Annotated in this window: 17 protein-coding genes and 1 pseudogene; 11 read left to right on the top strand and 7 right to left on the bottom strand. The window is 60.9% G+C overall.

Annotated elements, in window-relative coordinates; translation table 11 throughout:
* Positions 1 to 40: 40 nt before the first annotated feature.
* The gene (locus tag BSK43_RS25680) at positions 41 to 1,339 is read right to left on the bottom strand and encodes a pitrilysin family protein (protein ID WP_077471259.1); all 1,299 of its coding nucleotides are present in this window, start codon (positions 1,337 to 1,339) and stop codon (positions 41 to 43) included.
* Between the two features lie 20 nt (positions 1,340 to 1,359).
* Positions 1,360 to 2,757: a threonine synthase gene (thrC, locus tag BSK43_RS25675; protein ID WP_077471258.1), complete on the bottom strand. Its 1,398-nt coding sequence runs from the start codon at positions 2,755 to 2,757 to the stop codon at positions 1,360 to 1,362.
* A 313-nt stretch (positions 2,758 to 3,070) separates the two neighbouring features.
* Between thrC and BSK43_RS25670 the strand changes: the two genes are divergently transcribed.
* The gene (locus BSK43_RS25670) at positions 3,071 to 3,691 is read left to right on the top strand and encodes a hypothetical protein (RefSeq protein WP_077471257.1); all 621 of its coding nucleotides are present in this window, start codon (positions 3,071 to 3,073) and stop codon (positions 3,689 to 3,691) included.
* 173 nt (positions 3,692 to 3,864) lie between these two features.
* On the opposite strand, the gene BSK43_RS25665 is transcribed toward BSK43_RS25670, so the two are convergent.
* Entirely contained in the window at positions 3,865 to 4,557 is a 693-nt protein-coding gene (locus BSK43_RS25665; RefSeq protein ID WP_077471256.1) for an HAD family phosphatase, read from the bottom strand.
* Between the two features lie 232 nt (positions 4,558 to 4,789).
* Between BSK43_RS25665 and BSK43_RS25660 the strand changes: the two genes are divergently transcribed.
* The 3 genes from BSK43_RS25660 to BSK43_RS25650 all read left to right on the top strand — a co-directional run bounded on the left by BSK43_RS25660 (position 4,790) and on the right by BSK43_RS25650 (position 6,755).
* Complete coding sequence (locus BSK43_RS25660) at positions 4,790 to 5,458, top strand: GntR family transcriptional regulator (RefSeq protein WP_077471255.1); 669 nt, start codon at positions 4,790 to 4,792, stop codon at positions 5,456 to 5,458.
* Positions 5,459 to 5,742: 284 nt separating this feature from the next.
* On the top strand, positions 5,743 to 6,333 hold the full coding sequence (locus BSK43_RS25655) for a biotin transporter BioY (protein ID WP_077471254.1): 591 nt from the start codon (positions 5,743 to 5,745) through the stop codon (positions 6,331 to 6,333).
* Complete coding sequence (locus BSK43_RS25650) at positions 6,330 to 6,755, top strand: DUF1284 domain-containing protein (protein WP_077471253.1); 426 nt, start codon at positions 6,330 to 6,332, stop codon at positions 6,753 to 6,755. Before BSK43_RS25655 ends, BSK43_RS25650 begins: the two co-directional genes overlap by 4 nt.
* Here BSK43_RS25650 and BSK43_RS25645 read toward each other — a convergent pair.
* Positions 6,752 to 7,450, bottom strand: coding sequence for a helix-turn-helix transcriptional regulator (locus BSK43_RS25645; protein ID WP_077471332.1), 699 nt, complete (start codon positions 7,448 to 7,450; stop codon positions 6,752 to 6,754). The genes BSK43_RS25650 and BSK43_RS25645 overlap by 4 nt on opposite strands.
* 71 nt (positions 7,451 to 7,521) lie before the next feature.
* Between BSK43_RS25645 and BSK43_RS25640 the strand changes: the two genes are divergently transcribed.
* From BSK43_RS25640 to BSK43_RS25630, 3 genes are all read left to right on the top strand, one after another.
* A complete protein-coding gene (locus tag BSK43_RS25640) occupies positions 7,522 to 7,851 on the top strand; it encodes an NIPSNAP family protein (RefSeq protein ID WP_077471252.1) in 330 nt (109 codons plus the stop codon).
* The gene (locus tag BSK43_RS25635) at positions 7,848 to 8,213 is read left to right on the top strand and encodes an antibiotic biosynthesis monooxygenase (protein ID WP_077471251.1); all 366 of its coding nucleotides are present in this window, start codon (positions 7,848 to 7,850) and stop codon (positions 8,211 to 8,213) included. Before BSK43_RS25640 ends, BSK43_RS25635 begins: the two co-directional genes overlap by 4 nt.
* A 139-nt stretch (positions 8,214 to 8,352) precedes the next feature.
* Positions 8,353 to 9,483: a site-specific DNA-methyltransferase gene (locus BSK43_RS25630; RefSeq protein WP_077471250.1), complete on the top strand. Its 1,131-nt coding sequence runs from the start codon at positions 8,353 to 8,355 to the stop codon at positions 9,481 to 9,483.
* 290 nt (positions 9,484 to 9,773) lie between these two features.
* Here the strand turns inward: BSK43_RS25630 and BSK43_RS25625 are convergent, their stop codons facing one another.
* The 3 genes and pseudogenes from BSK43_RS25625 to mutY form a co-directional block, all read right to left on the bottom strand.
* The gene (locus tag BSK43_RS25625) at positions 9,774 to 10,139 is read right to left on the bottom strand and encodes a nuclear transport factor 2 family protein (protein ID WP_077471249.1); all 366 of its coding nucleotides are present in this window, start codon (positions 10,137 to 10,139) and stop codon (positions 9,774 to 9,776) included.
* A 3-nt stretch (positions 10,140 to 10,142) separates the two neighbouring features.
* Positions 10,143 to 10,757, bottom strand: coding sequence for an HAD family phosphatase (locus BSK43_RS25620; protein ID WP_077471248.1), 615 nt, complete (start codon positions 10,755 to 10,757; stop codon positions 10,143 to 10,145).
* A 17-nt stretch (positions 10,758 to 10,774) separates the two neighbouring features.
* Positions 10,775 to 11,883: pseudogene (gene mutY, locus BSK43_RS25615) on the bottom strand (A/G-specific adenine glycosylase).
* 95 nt (positions 11,884 to 11,978) lie between these two features.
* Between mutY and BSK43_RS25610 the strand changes: the two are divergent.
* From BSK43_RS25610 to BSK43_RS25595, 4 genes are all read left to right on the top strand, one after another.
* The gene (locus tag BSK43_RS25610) at positions 11,979 to 12,473 is read left to right on the top strand and encodes a DUF721 domain-containing protein (RefSeq protein WP_068387611.1); all 495 of its coding nucleotides are present in this window, start codon (positions 11,979 to 11,981) and stop codon (positions 12,471 to 12,473) included.
* 167 nt (positions 12,474 to 12,640) lie between these two features.
* Complete coding sequence (locus tag BSK43_RS25605) at positions 12,641 to 13,369, top strand: DsbA family protein (RefSeq protein ID WP_077471246.1); 729 nt, start codon at positions 12,641 to 12,643, stop codon at positions 13,367 to 13,369.
* 185 nt (positions 13,370 to 13,554) lie between these two features.
* Positions 13,555 to 17,016, top strand: coding sequence for a chromosome segregation SMC family protein (locus BSK43_RS25600; RefSeq protein ID WP_077471245.1), 3,462 nt, complete (start codon positions 13,555 to 13,557; stop codon positions 17,014 to 17,016).
* Between the two features lie 138 nt (positions 17,017 to 17,154).
* Positions 17,155 to 18,480 carry a hemolysin family protein gene (locus BSK43_RS25595; protein WP_077471244.1) on the top strand — a complete coding sequence of 442 codons (1,326 nt, stop codon included), beginning with the start codon at positions 17,155 to 17,157 and terminating at the stop codon, positions 18,478 to 18,480.
* The last annotated feature ends 22 nt before the right edge of the window (positions 18,481 to 18,502 follow it).

Here is an 18,502-nt window from a genome sequence, read left to right as displayed (position 1 = left end):
ACTCCCCCGAGAACTGAACCCATCGACCCGCGGCGTGCCCTTAGCCGCTGGCGCTTCTGGACGCCGGCTTTGGCGACGACAGCGACATGACGATGTCTTCCATCGGCGCAAGCTGTTCCAGCGGCCCGATCGCCGAAAGCGTCGGTACTGTATCGAAGAACAGCCGGCCTGCAAGATCCGTCAGGCGGTCGATGGTGATGCCCTCCAGGCGCTCCAGCATCTCCTGGTTCGGGATGGGGCGGCCATAGAGCATCATCTGCCGGGCGACCTGGCCGGCGCGAGCAGCCGGGCTTTCCTGACCCATCAGCAGCTGTGCGCGGATCTGGGCGCGGGCGCGCTCGATTTCCTGCTGCTCGATCTTGTGGGAAGCCTTGTGCAGCTCATCGACGATGACAGGCACCAGCTCCGGCAGGTTCTCGCCGCCGGTCGCCGCATGGATGCCGAAAATGCCGGTGTCGGAAAAGCCCCAGTGGAAGGCATAGACCGAATAACAGAGGCCACGCAGTTCTCGGACTTCCTGGAACAGGCGCGAGGACATGCCGCCGCCGAGAACATTGGCAAGGATCTGCGAGCAATAGAAGTCGCGCGTGTGGTAAGCGCGGCCTTCGAAGCCGAGAAGGATCTGCGCGTCCATGAGGTCGCGAGTCTCGCGAACATTGCCGCCAATATAGCGAGCCGGCTCGATGATGGGCGAAGTCGAGGGTTTGGTCGGCAGGCTGGAGAAACGCTCCTCGACCTGACGCACGAAGCTTTCGTGATCAACTGCGCCAGCCGCGACGACGAACATGCGGTCGGTCGTGTAGTTGCGATCCAGATAATGACGGATCTGCTCCGGTGAAAATGAGACGACTGTTTCCGGCGTGCCGAGGATGGCGCGGCCGAGCGTCTGGCCGCGATAGGCAACCTCGGAAAACTTGTCGAAGACCACGTCGTCAGGCGTGTCGTTCGCCGCGTTGATCTCCTGCAGGATAACCTGCTTTTCACGCGCCAATTCCTCCTCGTCGAAGGCGGACTCCGTCAGGATATCGGCAAGTATGTCGACAGCCAGCGGCACGTGGTCCTTGAGCACGCGGGCGTAATATGAGGTCGTTTCGGTCGAGGTGGCGGCGTTCACCTCGCCGCCGACATTCTCGATCTCTTCGGCGATCTGCCGGGCCGAGCGACGCGCCGTACCCTTGAACGCCATGTGCTCGAGCAGATGCGCGATCCCGTGTTCTGCTTCGGTCTCGTTACGCGAACCGGACTTGATCCAAACGCCGAGTGCCACGCTTTCGAGGTGTGGCATCGATTGGGTTGCTACTGTCAGCCCGGACGCAAGCCGGGTGCATTCCACTGTCATCGCTTGTCTTTCCGCGTCTGTTATTCGCCGGCCCGGGCATGCTTGCCGATAAAGCTTTCAACAGCTTTAAGTTCCGGATCGAGAATATCGAAACGCTCCTCCCTGGTCATCAGACCAGCAAGCCACGTCGGAAGCGCCGGGTCAATACCGGAGGCGGATTTTACTGCGGCGGGGAATTTTGCCGGATGCGCGGTCGCAAGCGTCACCATCGGGCTTGTCGGACGCTCGTTCTTCTCGGCGACAAAGACGCCGATGGCCGTATGCGGATCGAGCAGATAGCCCGTTTCGGCAAGCGTTTTTTTGATGGTTTCGGCAACCTGCTTTTCGCTGGCGCGGCCGGCCTTGAAGTCTTTCTTGATGAACTTCAGGGCGTCATCGCTGACCGAGAAACCATTCGATTGCTTCAGGCTTTCCATCGCAGCGCGGACCTTCGAGGCATCGCGGCCATGCGCCTCGAACAACAGTCGTTCGAAGTTGGAGGAGATCTGGATATCCATCGATGGCGCGCTGGTGGCCTTGACGGCGCGCATTTCATAACGGCCGGTCTTCAGCATGCGGGCGAGGATGTCGTTCTCATTGGTGGCGATGACCAGGCGTTCGATCGGCAGGCCCATCCGCTTGGCGACGTAGCCGGCGAAAATATCGCCGAAATTGCCTGTGGGAACGGTGAAGGAAATCTTCCGGTCCGGGCCACCGAGCGCTACCGCTGTCGTGAAGTAATAGACCACCTGCGCCATGATTCGGGCCCAGTTGATCGAATTGACGCCGGAAAGTCTGACTTTGTCGCGGAAGCCGGCATCGTTGAACATAGCTTTGACGAGGTTCTGGCAGTCGTCGAAATTGCCGTTGATCGCCAGCGCATGCACATTCGCCTGCGTCGAGGTCGTCATCTGCCGCTGCTGTACCGGCGAGACCTTGCCATTCGGAAACAGGATGAAGATGTCGGTGCGCTCGCGGCCGGCAAAAGCGTCGATCGCCGCGCCACCTGTATCGCCCGATGTCGCGCCCACGATGGTCGCCCGCTGTCCGCGCTTCTCCAGCGCGTAGTCCATCAGCCGCGCCAGCAGCTGCATGGCGACATCCTTGAAGGCAAGCGTCGTGCCGTGGAACAGCTCCATGACGAAGCTGTTCGGCCCGGTCTGCACCAGCGGCGCCACCGCCGGATGGCGGAAGGTGGCGTAGGCATCGTCGATCATACCGCGGAAGACGTCTGCCGGGATTTCGCCGTTGATGAAGGGCGACAGGACGGCGAAGGCAACATCCTGATAGCTCTTGCCGCGAAAGGCGCGGATTTCTTTCTTCGTCAGGGTCGGCCATTCACGAGGAACATAGAGCCCGCCGTCACGAGCAAGGCCAGCCAGGAGGGCGTCGCAGAAGCCAAGGGCAGGGGCTTCTCCCCGCGTTGAAATATAGTCCACGGTCTAAGATTCCTTTGGTCGCAAAATTGCCTGAGTGATCGGTTGAGAGAGTAGAGGAATGAAGCGGCGACGACCTGTCTTTTTGCGCCGGATCAGCCGCGTGGTTTTCGCGTTTGCGCAAGGCGCGTGGGATCGGTGCCGGCTGGCCGCAGTTTGTGCCAATCTGTCGATCTCGAAAAGTGAGCCAAAACGGTGTCTACCCAATCGATTTTTCGCTGCGTCGCTGGTATAGACCATCGCCAAGTGTCATAAAAGGCCCGTCGGACAGGCTTCAGGCCGATAATGTGAAATATTTGGAGAGGGTGGAATTATAGTGTTTGGCAGGGTTTCGCGTCGTCTTTTCTCCGCTTCGCTTCTGGCATTGCTCACGGGTTGCAGTACTCTCGGTATCGGCGGCAATAGTGACAAGCAGCCGGCAACGGATGTTACCGTCGCTCCGCAGGCAAGTGCCGCAGGGGCCGCTCCGACCGGTGGTCAGACCTATGTTGCCGGCAAGTGCCCGCAGGTCACCATTCCCGATCAGTCATCCGTCTACCGGCTTTACGCCAAGGGTGCCAAGGACGATGCGAGCCAGTTGACCTATCAGGCGTCGCTGGCACAGGCCACTCGCCAGTGCACGAGCGATGGCACCAGCCTGGGCATCCATGTCGTCGCGCAGGGACGGCTTGTTGCCGGCCCGATGGGCAGCTCCGGCAAGGTGACCTTGCCGATCCACGTCTCCGTCATGGATAATGACACCTCACTCTATAGCAAGACGATCAACTACACGGCGGAAATTCCGCCGGGAGAAACCACAGCGCAGTTCCTGTTCAGCGAAGACGATATCAAGGTCGCTGGCGGATCCGGTGGCTTCACTATTGTTGAGATCAGTTTCGATCAGGGACCGCAGAAGCCTGCAAAGGCCGAGAAGCCGGTACGCAAGAAGCGCCACTAGGCGCTTTGACCCCGCACAATCTTGCATCGTATGAGTGTTGTGCTCTCAAGGTAAAAACGAAAAAGCCCTGCTGTTCAGCAGGGCTTTTTCTTTATGGCAGAAGCCAAGCGGGTAAGGCATAGGAGGCCGCGGGTGGCAGCTCCGCTCGCCAGAAGGCTTCTTTGAAAGGCGCCTTAGAGGACGCCGTCCCATTCAGCCAGTGCCATTACCACGCCGGGAAGATCGCTCATGCGGGAAACGACGGTTTCCGCGCCGGCATCGGTCAGCCGATCGGCATGCGAGGGATAGGTGTGCGATGCGCCAGTAAAGCCGATGACGCGCATGCCGGCTGCGCGTGCCGCCTGGACGCCATGGACCGAGTCTTCGACCACGATGGTGTTGGCGGGGCTGACATTCATCTGCTTGGCGCCATGCAGGAAGATGTCCGGCTTCGGCTTCACGCGGTCGGCGCCGAGATCCTTGGCGGAGTAGACGTGCGGCGCGAACAGCTTGAGGTAGCCGACCTTGGACAACATCATCTCGAGCCGCGCGGCGCTGGAATTCGAGCAGATGCAGCGTGGCATCGGCAGCCGCGACAGCGCAAGGGGAACGCCGGGAATGGCCTGGACGTCGGCGGCAAGCTTGAGATCGAGCAGCTTTTCCGACTTGTCGAGCAGAGATGCGGAAAGCGGGATGCTCGCCTCGCGCTCGACTTCGAACAGAATGTTGCGCCAGGTCATGCCGGCGAAGCGCTCGCCCATTTCCTCGGTGCTGATCGGATAGCCTGCATCCGTCAGCAGCTTGGACTCGACTTCCGCCGCGATGATTTCCGAATCGACCAGAACGCCGTCGCAGTCGAAGATGATAAGGTCGAAGCCATTGCTCATGAAAATTGCTGCCTTTTATCAGGGCTGGGTTCGGCATGCTCCCCGCAAACAGTTGCGTTTTGGGGCATGCTCAAAAAATGACCGTCGCGCTTTACACGATATGTCGACAAAGCTCAACCAATGGGCGGGCATGGCTGTGCTGCGCTGACGGAAAAGGTCAGGGCCGTTCAAAAGGCTTGAAGACTTGAGTGTACCGCTCGACATCAGGCAAGGCCGCCTTTAAGGATTGGCCATGGCCAACGAGCGCGACGACACCATTGCCAGCCGTATCAGCCGGGTGCTTGCCGATCGCATTATTCGCGGCGAGATCGCGCCCGATGCGCGCTTGCGGCAGGATCATATTGCCGAGGAATTCGGCACCAGCCACGTGCCGGTGCGCGAGGCATTCCGGCGGCTGGAGGCACAGGGGCTTGCCGTCAACTTGCCGCGTCGCGGCGTTCGGGTCGCTTCTTTCGATCTCAAGGAAGTCCGCGAAGTTGCCGAAATGCGCGCCGCATTGGAAGGCCTCGCCCTGAGGCACGCGTCACAGCACTTGACCTCTGCCATTCTCGACGCCGCCGAAGAGGCGACCAGGGAAGGCGATGCCGCTGCCGACGTCCATGCATGGGAAGAAGCCAATCGTCGCTTCCACCGTCTCATCCTGGCGCCTTGTGGCATGACGCGCCTGCTGGCCGCTATCGACGATCTGCATGCGGCCAGCGCCCGCTTTCTGTTTTCGGCATGGCAATCCGGCTGGGAAAAGCGCACGGATCACGATCATCGCGCCATCCTTGCCGCGCTTCGCCAGGGACGAACTGACGAGGCCGCCGCTATCCTTCAGAAGCACGTCCAATGGATCGGTCGTGCTCCCGTGCGCACGCCATCAGGCTCGACGCGCGAAGCTTTCGCGATCGTCGGATAGTTCCGTCGAAAATTATAGATAATCTGAGTGCGCTTGATTTGCGGCTCATTTTTTAATGACCGAATTTGGGTGAGTTGTACTCGTATTGCATCCGAGAGCTGAGCTTTTTGTCTCCGCATGCCGAGATGGGTTGGCTAAGCGCGCCTCCCTCAAATCTCTCGTCATGCAGCCGCTTCCATCGCGAGAAAATCAATTTTCCACATCTGCCGCTTGCCTCGTCATGTAAACTCGGCCATTAAATAGATGGGAATTAAAAATTATCTATAATTTGAAAAGGAGAGTTCATGTCCCTGTTGCATCATCATGAAGACGCCGCTTTTGATCCGCTGCGCCTTGGTCAGCGATCCCTGATTGTCAAGGCCGTCTTCGTTCTCGCGGGGACGCTGGTGCTGGCACTCGCCTCGCAGATTTCGGTGCCGATGGTGCCGGTGCCGATCACCATGCAGACCTTTGCGATCACCATGATCGGTGCGCTCTATGGCTGGCGCCTCGGCGCGATCACCATTCTGGCCTGGCTGGGTGAGGCCATGGTCGGCTTCCCGGTTCTCGCCGGCGGAGCAGGCGGCATCGCGCCCTTCATGGGTCCGACGGCCGGCTATCTCGTCTCCTTCCCGATCATCGGCGCCCTCGTCGGCTGGCTTGCCGAGCGGGGCTGGGGCGGAGAGCGCGTGGTGCGCAGTTTCCTCGCCCATCTCTCGGTCAATATCCTGTGCCTTGCGATCGGCGGTGCATGGCTTGCGGCCTTGATCGGTGCTGAAAAGGGCTGGCTCCTCGGCGTAGCACCCTTCATCCTCGGTGCAGCGCTGAAGTCTGCCCTCGCGGCAGCCGTGCTGAAGACCGTTCAGGTCTATGGCGGCAAGGCAAAGCTGAATTGACGGTTCGGCTTCGCGCCCATCATCTGCTCTGCATGCTGACCTTCGTCGGTGAGGGCTATACGCCTGCCTTCACCGATAATTATCGCCGCATCGCAAAGCGCCTGACGGAAGGGGAGGAGATCGAGCTGGTCTCCGGCCCCGACGATATCTGCGCGCCGCTTCTGGACGAGGCTGAGCCGCACTGTTTCAAGGCTTCCGTCATCGAGCGGGACGCCGCCGCCCTCGCGGACGTTGCTTCATTGATTGGCGAAGAGATCGAACCGGGCGCTGTATTGGTGCCGGATGCGAACCTGCTTGCGAACCTGCGACGCAATTTCGCCAGTGGCGAGATTCGCCGTGCCTGCAATGGCTGTGAATGGCGAGATCTGTGCAGCCGGATTGCCGCCGGCAATTTCACCGGCGTTCTGGTCGGACACCCTTAAGACCGGTCACCCAACTCGATCGGAAAGAGTGCCAGGAAACGACGCTCACCCTCGGGGGTGAAGAAGATCGAGCGGCTGTTTTCGGTCCGCCGCGCCCAGCCCTTGTCGAGAAAATTCGAAAGCAGCGCCTTGCCGAGGCTTCCGGCGAGATGCGCGCGCCTTTCGCTCCAGTCCAGGCAGGATCGGCAGAGCGGACGGCGGCTGGAGCGCAGATCGGAGACGTCGATGCCGATCGATCCGAGATGCTTTTCGCCATCGGCCGTCAGGCTGAGCCCTTCGCCCATGGTCGAAATCGAACCACGTTCTATGAGGCTGTCGAGCATGCGCACGCCAAAGTCGCCGGCGAGATGGTCGTAGCAGATGCGGGCTTTGCGCAGCGCCGGTTCCTTCGGGCCGGGACGATGACGCAGATGTCCGCGACTGGCGGCAAAGCCCATGATCCCCTCAAGCAACTTGCCGACACCATCATCGGCCAGCGCGAAATAACGATGCCGACCCTGCTTGCGCTGCGCCAGCAATCCGCCTGCCTCGAGCTTGGCAAGATGCGCGCTCGCGGTCTGCAGCGTCACACCTGCCGCAGCGGCAAGCTCCGTCGCGGTCAGCGCCCGGCCGCCCATCAAGGCCGTCAGTATGTTCGCCCGCGCCGGATCGCCGATCAGCGAACCGATCTGCGCTATGTCAGGACCTTCTTTCATACTTCGATCGTAGCCGAAGCATCGCCGTTCTTCAATGTGCGAAAACAGGGTCATCAGCAAAGGAGAACACCATGATCACCTGTTTCATCCGCTATCAGATCGATCCCTTCAAACAGGAAGCCTTCGCCGAATATGGCAAGGCCTGGGGCCAGATCATCCCGCGCAACGGCGCCGATCTGGTCGGCTATTTCGCGCCGCATGAGGGCTCTTTGACGACGGCTTACGGCGTCTACAATATTGAGAGCCTGGCAGCCTATGAGGCCTATCGCAAAAGCCTTGCCGCCGATCCGCAGGCAAAGGCCAATCTCGATTTCTCCCGCCGCGAGCGTTTCATCCTGCAGGAAGATCGCATATTTCTGAAAAACGTGTCGTTGCCGCTTGCTCCGAGGATATCGCCATGATCGCAGTTATTTTCGAAGTTGTCCCCCATCCTGACCAACGCCAGCACTATCTCGACATTGCCGCAAGGCTGCGCGGCGAACTCGAAACGATCGACGGCTTCGTCTCCATCGAGCGCTTCGAGAGCCTCAGTCAGCCGGGAAAGGTCCTGTCGCTTTCCTTCTGGCGCGACGAGGCTGCCGTTCGCGAATGGCGAAACCGCGAGGCGCATCGTGGCGCGCAGAAAGCGGGTCGACAGACGGTATTTGCCGACTATCGCCTGCGCGTGGCTGAGGTGCTGCGGGATTACGGCATGAACGAGCGGGACGAAGTGCCGGATGATAGCCGCGCCACGCACGACAGATCGGATCGCGCAGTGCGATAGTCTCCATCGATCAGCGATAAATTCCCGGTCGCTGTCCGGGAATTCGAAAAATCTGACGCCGCTTCAGTGTTTGGTAACCAAGTTAGGTAACCATAACACCCAGTTAAGAGCATCGAGTAAGTGTAACAGCGAGTATCAAATGGCGTCAGTTTTCCCGCTTGCCGACCTCAGGACCTCAGCAGTTCCAGGGTCTTGGATCGACACGATCATCAAGGGCGATTGCGTGGCCGCTCTTGAGGCACTACCCAATCAATCCGTCGACGTCATCTTCGCCGACCCGCCTTACAACCTCCAGCTCGGCGGCACGCTGCATCGTCCCGACCAGTCGCTTGTCGACGCGGTCGATGACGAGTGGGATCAGTTTGCCTCCTTCGAAGCCTATGATGCCTTCACCCGCGCCTGGCTGCTCGCCTGCCGCCGCGTGCTGAAGCCGACCGGCACCATCTGGGTCATCGGCTCCTATCACAACATCTTCCGCGTTGGCGCGACGATGCAGGACCTGAACTTCTGGATCCTCAACGACATCGTCTGGCGCAAGACCAATCCGATGCCGAATTTCAAGGGTCGCCGTTTCCAGAACGCCCATGAGACGATGATCTGGGCGAGCCCGAACGCCAAGGCCAAGGGCTACACCTTTAACTACGATGCCATGAAAGCCGCCAATGACGATGTGCAGATGCGCTCCGACTGGCTGTTTCCGATCTGCAATGGCGGCGAGCGCCTGAAGGGCGACGACGGCAAGAAGGTGCATCCGACGCAGAAGCCGGAAGCGCTGCTCGCCCGCGTCATCATGGCCTCGTCCAAACCCGGCGACATCATTCTCGATCCCTTCTTCGGCTCGGGCACGACGGGCGCCGTTGCCAAGCGCCTCGGCCGCCACTTTGTCGGCATCGAGCGCGAGCAGGATTATATCGATGCGGCAAGCGCCCGCATCGCCGCCGTCGAGCCGCTCGGCAAGGCGGAACTCACAGTCATGACCGGCAAGAAGGCCGAGGTTCGCGTCGCCTTCAACGTGCTGATCGAAAGTGGCCTCATCAAGCCAGGGCAGGTGCTGACGGATGCGAGGCGTCGCTATAGCGCCATCGTCCGCGCCGACGGCACGGTCGCGTCCGGCGGAGAGGCCGGTTCCATTCATCGCCTTGGAGCGAAGGTCCAGGGCCTTGATGCATGCAACGGATGGATGTTCTGGCATGTCGACGACGGACGATCCCTGCGTCCGATCGACGAACTGCGGGCCATTATCCGCAGCGATATGGCAAAGGCGGAATAGCCTCGGTCGTTCGTTTAGGCGGACCCGGTTGCGAATCGCCCCACGATTTCGAGAATGCCGCCAACGACTGAATCTGAATACCCGCCTTCTTCCGCCGTGTACCTCCAGTTAGGGAAGAAGGCGAAACGCCCAGGGCCTTGCCGAACGTTCTGTACTGCAAGGCCCTGGGCGTCTCTTTAGCTTCGTGGCCTTGAGCATTTTCGCTTTTCTTCGAATCGCGAAAGCGCTCTATCTCCTTGTTTTTACGCATTCCGGACGGAAAACCGCTGCGCACTTTTCCTGGAAATGCTCTAGAAGTCCTGATAGTCCGTGACATCAACGCGCACGACGCGGCCATCCTCGTCGAAGGTGATGGTCTCCTCCCCCTCGCGAATGAGCGGCTTGCCCGTCTTGCTGTTGGTGGCCCGAACGGACCAGACCGCGCGGCCCGAAAGCGGCGTCAGCGTCTCCACCAGCGACTTGGATGCCGTCTGATCGGGATAGGTGTCGAAGTAGCCGCGGAATGCTTCCATGATCGCCTCGCGGCCGGCGAGGTCGCCGACACCGTTGGAAACATAGGTGGCGTTCTCGGCGAAGAAATTCTCGATCTCTTCATAGTTGATACGATTGATCGCATCGTGGAACAGCTCGATACGTTCTGCGGGATCGAAAATCATGGTTCAAACCTTTATGCCATGGGCGGCGAGATCGCTGCGCAGCTTCTCGGCGCCGGTGAAATGAACTGCATGCCAGCCGGCTGCCCGCGCACCTTCGACGTTCGGATAGGAATCGTCGATGAAAATGGTTGAGGCCGGATCGAGGCCGAAGCTTTTCGCATGGGTGTCGTAGATCGCGACATCGGGCTTGATCAAGCCGATATCGCCCGACACCGTGACGCCGCGCGGTTTCTTGAGGAACGGAAAGCGCTCCTGCGCCACGCGAAACGTGTCGGAGGCGAAGTTGGTCAGCATGGTGACGTCCCGTCCCTCGGCGATCAATCCTTCGAAGATTGCGACGCTGTCGTCATAGGCATGCGGCACCATCTCGTTCCAGTGCTTGCGGAATGCACGGATCTGTTCCGCCCGTTCCGGATGCTCGGCAATCAGCAGGCCTTCGGCCTCTTCCCATGTGCGGCCGCGATCCTGCTCGAGGTTCCACTCGTGGGTGCAGACGTTGGCGAAGAACCATTCGCGCTCGGCATCATCAGGAATGACGTGGTTGTAGGGAATGTTTGGATCGTAATGAAGGAGAACCTTGCCGATATCGAAAACGATGTGCCGTATTTCCGTGGTCATGAATGGATTCCTGATGTTTAGGCGCTGGCTTTATTAAATGCCCCAACTTTTGTGAAGGCATTGGGAATAGCCTGAGTGATCGCTTTTTTCATGACTGTTGGCAGTGCCTGCGCTTCAAGATTTGTAACCGGCTCCCACCATCCGTCATTGTGCCCGGCGTTCGATGCCACTTGAGCGCGATAGATCGACAGCCGCAATTCGAAATGGGTGAACACATGCGTCACAGTCCCCGCGGCCTGCCAATCGGCTCGGAAAGGGGCTGCCTCGGTTCCTGTCGCGCCATCGATACGCGCGGTCCAGCCGGTTGTGGGCACTTCCGTCATGCCGCCGAGCAGGCCGCTTTCGATGCGCCGGCGCAGAAAGATTTCGCCATCGCCATTGACCGCGACGAAAGCCGCGCCTTGCCGTATCGGCTTATCCTTCTTGGCGGCCTTGACGGGAAAATGTTCGGGGTCATGCCCGGCCAGCGCCTGGCAGGCGCCGTTGAACGGACAGAGCGAACAGACGGGGCGCTTCGGCGTGCAGATCGTCGCGCCGAGATCCATCATCGCCTGGGCAAAATCGCCGGGTCGGTCGGCGGGTGTCAGCAGGGCGACTTTCTGCTTCATCTGAGGCTTGGCGCCGGGCAAGGGCGCAGAGATCGCGTAGAGCCTGGAAATGACGCGCTCCACATTGCCGTCCATCACGGCTGCCTGCCGGTTGAATGCGATTGCGGCGACGGCAGCGGATGTATAATCGCCGATGCCCGGCAATGCGCGCAGCCCATCCTCGGTATCGGGGAAGCGGCCCGCATGGTCTGTCGCAACCGCCTCGGCGCATTTCTTCAGGTTTCGGGCCCGCGCGTAGTAGCCGAGCCGGCCCAGGCTGCCATGACCTCGTCGTTCGGCGCCGCTGCGAGATCGTTCACCGTCGGCCAGCGCTCCACGAATTTTGCGAAATAGGCTTTGACCGCCGGCACAGTCGTCTGCTGCAGCATCACCTCCGACAGCCAGATACGATAGGGGTCAGGCTTGACGCCCTTTGCTGCCATGGACGGCGAGACGCGCCACGGCAGATCCCGGTGGTGGCGATCGTACCAGGCAAGCAGGGATGCGGCCGAAGGGGATTGTAAAGTCGTGGTCATGATTTGCCGCGTTGAGGGGAATTGCTCTATACTTGGCCAAGCTGCGTCGGGCGATCAAGCTCTTGAACGTATAAAGCATGCGCCGGAAGCCGATTGAGATGAGTTATCCCCGAAAAGGCGAAAAGCAGATTTCCGAGCTGACCAACGGCATCGTCGATCCCGTGCTGGCGAAGCGTGCCGGCATCAATACGGCTCTGCTCGGTTCCTGGGACGAGATCGCTGGGGACGATTTTGCCGAATGCACGCGGCCGGAAAAGATCGCCTGGGCGAAGCGCGGCGGCACCGGCGAGGACAGTCGCTATCAGCCGGGTGTGCTGACCATCGCCTGCGAAGGTGCCCGCGCCCTTTTTCTCACCCATGCGCAGGGCGAGCTGATCCAGCGCATCAACGGCTTCTTCGGCTTTCATGCCGTCAGTCAGATCCGCATCGTGCAGAAGCCGGTCTCGGTTGCTTCGAAGCGCTCCCGCACACCACCGCCGCTGAAAGGCGAGGCGGCCCGCAAGCTCGAAGGCATGATGGACGGGATCGAGGATGAGAAGCTGCGCGCGGCAATCCAGAGGTTGGGCACTGCAATGGTCTGGAAGCGCCGGTAGAAGGCTGGGCGTGCCGATTATTCGTGATTGTGGAAGAAATTTAAGGCGTTTGTCTTTGCTAGGTCACAATTCTTTGAAGAAAGTTGGTCAACCGTGCCTTGTTAGCGGCAACCAGCCGTTATATCGCATGAAACATTCGAAGACCTCTTTCAACGACGGGTGACTCTATGCCGATGTCCGACATGCTCTTGACCAAACGCCACCTGCTGGGCGGTTCTGCCGTTGCAGCTCTCTCCGTGGCGTTCGCTGCCCTTGCCGACACCGCATCCGCTGCAAATGCCTCGACGGCCGCAGGCGGCCAGGAGTCCACCGCTTCCGGTGACGACGCAGTCCCCCCGGCGGATGGCGACGTCAACATGACCGAAGTGCTGAAGCCCGGCCCGCTGCCGGAAATCGCACTCGGCAAGGAAGATGCTCCGGTCAAGATCGTCGAATACATGTCGCTGACCTGCCCGCACTGCGCGCATTTCGCTGTTACGACTTTCGAAACGATCAAGCAGAAATATATCGACACCGGCAAGGTTCGCTTCATCATCCGCGAATTCCCGTTCGATCCGCGCGCCGCTGCAGCCTTCATGCTGGCCCGTTGCGCCCCGCAGGAACAGTACATGCCGATGGTCGAAATGCTGTTCAAGCAGCAGATCGCCTGGGCCTCTCCGGATGTCGATGGCCGTGCCGCACTGCTGCAAATGTCGAAACTCGCTGGTTTTACTGAGGATAGCTTTACGAAGTGCTTGACGAACCAGAAGCTTCTGGATGATGTCAATTCCGTAAGGGAACGCGCTGCCAAGGATTTCGGCGTCAATGCGACACCGACCTTCCTGATCAATGGCAAGCGCTATGCAGGGGACATGTCTGTTAATGCCATGTCGAAGCTCATCGACGGCCTTCTCTGATCCGCGCCTTTTTGATGCACAGGCGGGCGGCAGAGGTCGCGCGCCTGTTTTCTACTACCTCCCCCTCGAGGGGGGAGGTCGCGCGGAACGCGCGGGTGGGGTGATTTCCGGGGTGAATGCATGATCACCCCACCCCGAACCTTTGGTCTGACCCTCCCCCTCAAGGGAAGGGTGGAGATCAGCCGATGAAATTCAACAAGCTTCGACTGGTCGGTTTCAAATCTTTCGTAGAGCCGGGGGAATTTGTTATCGAGCGCGGTTTGACCGGCGTTGTCGGCCCCAACGGTTGCGGCAAGTCCAACCTTGTCGAAGCCCTGCGCTGGGTCATGGGCGAGAATTCATACAAGAACATGCGCGCCTCCGGCATGGATGATGTCATCTTCTCCGGATCGGGCAATCGTCCGGCGCGCAACACCGCCGAAGTCGGCCTCTATCTCGATAATAGCGACCGCACCGCGCCTGCCGCCTTCAACGATAGCGACGAGATCCAGGTGACGCGCCGCATCGAGCGCGAACAGGGATCGGTCTATCGCATCAACGGCAAGGAAGCGCGCGCCAAGGATGTGCAGCTTCTCTTTGCCGACGCCTCGACGGGCGCGCGCTCGCCGTCGATGGTCGGGCAGGGGCGCATCGGCGAGCTGATCCAGGCAAAGCCCCAGGCGCGGCGCCAGCTGTTGGAAGAAGCAGCGGGCATTTCCGGCCTGCATTCGCGCCGCCATGAGGCCGAGCTGCGCCTGCGCGCAGCCGAAGGCAATCTTGAGCGCCTGGATGATGTCACCTCGCAACTCGAAAGCCAGATCGAAAGCCTGAAGCGTCAGGCACGCCAGGCCAATCGCTTCAAGATGCTGTCCGCCGACATCCGCGCTCGCGAGGCGATGTTGCTGCATATTCGCTGGGTGCAGGCGAAAGAAGCCGAAGCCGAGGCCGATAGCGCGCTTAACCAGGCAACGGTATTGGTGGCCGAAAAGGCTCAGACCCAGATGGACGCGGCAAAGGCCCAAGGAATCGCCAGCTTCAAGCTGCCGGATCTACGCGAAGACGAGGCAAAGGCCGCCGCCGCCCTCCAGCGCCTGCAATTTGCCCGCAACCAGCTTGAAGAGGATGCCAATCGCATCCTGCGCCGCCGCGACGAGCTGACCCGCCGGCTCGCACAGTTGGCCGAGGATATCAGCCGTGAGGAACGTCTTGTCGCCGACAATGCGACGATCCTTGCCAGGCTGGACGCGGAAGAGAGTGATCTTGCCGAGATTCTCGCCGATTCCGGGCGGCTTGCCGAGGAAACGCGCGGGGTGTTCGAGGAGGCCGCCGCGAAGCTTGCCGATAGCGAACGCATATTCACCGCACTGACGGCAGAGCGCGCCGAGGCCGCCGCCGGCCGCAACCAGCTCGAACGCGCCATTCGCGACCTCGCCGACCGCAAGACGCGGCTCGAACGCCAGTTGGACGAGGCGAACCGCGAACTTGCCGCCATCGACGAAAAGATGGCCGACCTTCCCGATCCCGGCGAAAAGCGCGACATGGTCGAAGCGGCCGAAGGCGTCGTTGCGGATGCCGAGGCGGCGATCCAGCTTGTCGAGGCGGCTCTCTCTAGGGCACGCGAAACCGAAGCTTTGTCGCGCGGACCGGTCGAGCAGGCACGGGCTCGGCTGAACGCTATCGAGACGGAAGCGCGCACCATTTCGAAGATGCTGGCGGCAGGCGATACGTCGGGCGCGTTTTCGCCCGTCGCAGAGGAGTTGCGCGTTGACCGCGGCTTTGAGACCGCGCTCGGTGCCGCTCTTGGCGATGATCTGGAATCCTCGCTCGATCCCCAGGCGCCCTCTTATTGGTCCGACAATAGTGGTGGCACCGCCGACCCAGCCTTACCGGAAGGTGCGATGCCGTTGATTTCGCATGTCGGCGCGCCAGCGGCGCTGACCCGTCGTCTCCGTCAGATCGGTATTGTCGCTGCAGCCGATGCCGAGCGGCTGATGGCGGCGTTGAAGCCCGGGCAGCGGCTTGTCACCAAGGACGGCGCGGTGTTTCGCTGGGACGGCCATGTGACCGGAGCCGATGCGCCGAGTGCGGCAGCCCTGCGGCTGGCTCAGAAGAATCGCCTCTCCGAGCTGGAAGCCGAGGTCGAGCTTGCGCGCGACGTGCTGAACGAAGCCGAAGAGCGCCTGTCGATAGCCGCGGAAGCGATCCGGGCGGAAGAGGGACGTTTGGGTGCCGCCCGCGATACCAGCCGCCTTGCCGCCCGCAATCTGGCCGAGGCCCGCGAAGCTCTGGTTGTGGCCGAGCGCGCGTCGGGCGATCTTATCCGCCGCCGCGATGTGGTCGCCGAAGCAATCAGCCGGTTGCGGGAGCAGCGGGAAGATGTGGCGATGCAGGATGAAAATGCCCGCATCGAGCTGGAAGACGCACCCGATCTTGCTGCCATCGATCTGAAATTGCAGGCGCAGCAGGCGGAAGTCGCGACGGATCGCGGCGCATTGGCCGAAGCCCGCGCCCGTCATGAGGGCCTGAACCGCGAAAACGAGGCGCGACAGCGCCGTATCCTGGCGATCCAGCAGGAACGCGACACCTGGCACCAGCGCGCTGCCAGCGCCGAAGAGCATATTCAAACGCTGCGTGACCGCGAAGAGGAAGCGCGTGACGAGGCCGCCGAGCTCGACCTTGCACCGGATGAATTCGACGACAAGCGCCGCGCCTTGATGAACGAGCTGCAGAAGGCCGAGGAAGCGCGCCGTGCGGCTGCCGACCGTCTCGCCGAAGCGGAAATCGTTCAACGCGAAGCTGATCGCCACGCGGCAACCGCACTGTCCGAACTTGCCGAAAGCCGCGAAAAGCGCGGCCGCGTCGAGGAAAGGCTGGTATCCGCCCGCGAGCGTCGGCAGGAGAGCGAATTGCGCATTCGGCAGACGCTGAATGTCGAGCCGCATGAAGCCATGCGATTGACCGGCCTGTCGGTGTCACAAAACATGCCGGATCTGCGCGAAGTCGAGCGCGAACTGGAGCGGTTGAAGATCGAACGCGAGCGCCTGGGCGCCGTGAACCTGCGCGCCGAGGAGGAAAGCCAGGAGCTGATCGAGCGGCTGCAGGCGCTGATCAAGGAGCGCGACGATGTGATCGACGCCATCCGGAAGCTGCGCGGCGCGATCCAGAGCCTCAATCGCGAGGGCCGCGAGCGGCTGATCGTCGCCTTCGATATCGTCAATGCGCAGTTCCAGCGGCTGTTCACGCACCTCTTCGGCGGTGGCACGGCCGAGCTTCAGCTGATCGAATCCGACGATCCGCTGGAAGCGGGCCTTGAAATTCTCGCCCGCCCGCCAGGCAAAAAGCCGCAGACCATGACGCTGCTCTCCGGTGGCGAGCAGGCACTTACGGCCATGGCGCTGATCTTTGCCGTCTTCCTCACCAATCCCGCGCCGATCTGCGTTCTGGACGAAGTGGATGCGCCGCTCGACGACCATAATGTCGAGCGCTATTGCAATCTGATGGATGAGATGGCCGCCTCGACCGAGACGCGTTTTGTGGTCATCACCCACAATCCCATCACCATGGCCCGCATGGATCGTCTCTTCGGTGTGACCATGGCGGAGCAGGGCGTCTCACAGCTTGTCTCCGTCGACTTGCAGACCGCCGAGCGCCTGCGCGAGATCGCCTGAGCGTCTTCCCGTGGTTCGGGAAGAAAACTGTTCCGTTATCGACAAGAAATTGCCGCGTCGGCTGCCGCACAGCCGTAAAGCGTGATAGTTTTGTTTTTGATCAACAATATGTGGCGCTAATCCGCCCGGAAGGGAAGTATGTCTGGATCTGGAGGCGGTATTTTCGATTTCTTCGGAATACTCGCCGTGTTGCTGCTCGTTGCCGCCAATGGCTTTTTCGTTGCGGCGGAGTTTTCTCTGGTTTCCGTTCGCCGCAGCCGCGTGACGGAGCTGGTTGCCGAAGGGCGGATGAATGCCAAGTCGCTGCAGAAGGCGGTCGACAATCTCGACGCCAATCTGGCGGCCACGCAGCTCGGCATCACGATTTCGTCGCTCGCCCTCGGTTGGGTCGGTGAACCCGCGCTTGCCCATCTTCTCGAGCCGCTTCTCACATTCCTTCCCGGCGCATGGGCCGCTGCCAGCTCGCACGCCATTGCTGTTGCCATTTCCTTCATCATCATCACAGCGCTGCACATTGTCCTCGGAGAGCTCGCGCCGAAAAGCCTGGCCTTGCAGCGCAGCGAAGGCACAGCCCTTGGTGTTGTTCGTCCGCTCGGCCTTTTCCTCTTCCTGCTGCGTCCGGCAATCACCGTCCTCAACGGTCTCGGCAATCTCGTCCTGCGTCTTTTCGGGCTGCAGCCGGGTGCCGGCGAGGGGTCGCTGCATTCCCCTGCCGAGATCAAGCTTCTGATCGCCGAAAGCCAGGAAGCCGGTCTGCTGGAACAAGCGCAGCAGGATCTGGTCGAGCGCGTCTTCAATATCGGCAATCGTGACGTCTCCAACATCATGACGCCACGGCTGGAGGTCGACTGGATCGATGCCGACGACACGCCGGCTGAGATGCAAAAGACCATTCGCGAAAGCCGTTTCGAACAGCTTCTGGTGGCGCGTGGATCGATCGACGAGCCGATCGGCATGGTCCTGAAAAAGGATCTTCTCGATCAGCTGCTGAACGGTGAGCCCCTGAATCCACTGGCCGTTATCCGCCAGCCACTGGTCGTGCATGAGGCGACGGCGGTCTTCAAGGTGCTTGAAAGCTTCAAGCGCGCGCCGGTGCGCCTCGCCATGGTCATCGATGAATATGGCAGCCTGGAAGGCATCGTCACCCAGACCGACCTTCTGGAAGCAATCGCCGGCGATCTGCCCGATATGGAAAACGAGACGCCCGATGTCGTCGAGCGCGCTGATGGCTCGCTACTGATGGAAGGCATGATGCCGGTCTATGACGCCTTTGCGAGGCTTGGCCTGCGCGAAGGTGAGGAGGACGTCAGTTTCCATACGCTCGCAGGCTTTGCTCTCTACCAGTTCGGCCACCTGCCTGAAGTCGGCGAAAGCTTCACCTTCGGCGGCTGGCACTTCGAGATCGTCGATCTCGACGGCATGCGGATCGACAAGATTCTGGCGCGGAGGGAGGCCGAAGTGTGAACTTCGGCTCAAGATCCGTGAT

Origin of the sequence: Rhizobium sp. P44RR-XXIV, from assembly GCF_001999485.2 — a bacterium.
Taxonomy (GTDB): Bacteria; Pseudomonadota; Alphaproteobacteria; order Rhizobiales; family Rhizobiaceae; genus Rhizobium.
Note: the sequence above shows the minus strand (reverse complement) of the source record. Positions and strands in the feature narration are given on the sequence as shown.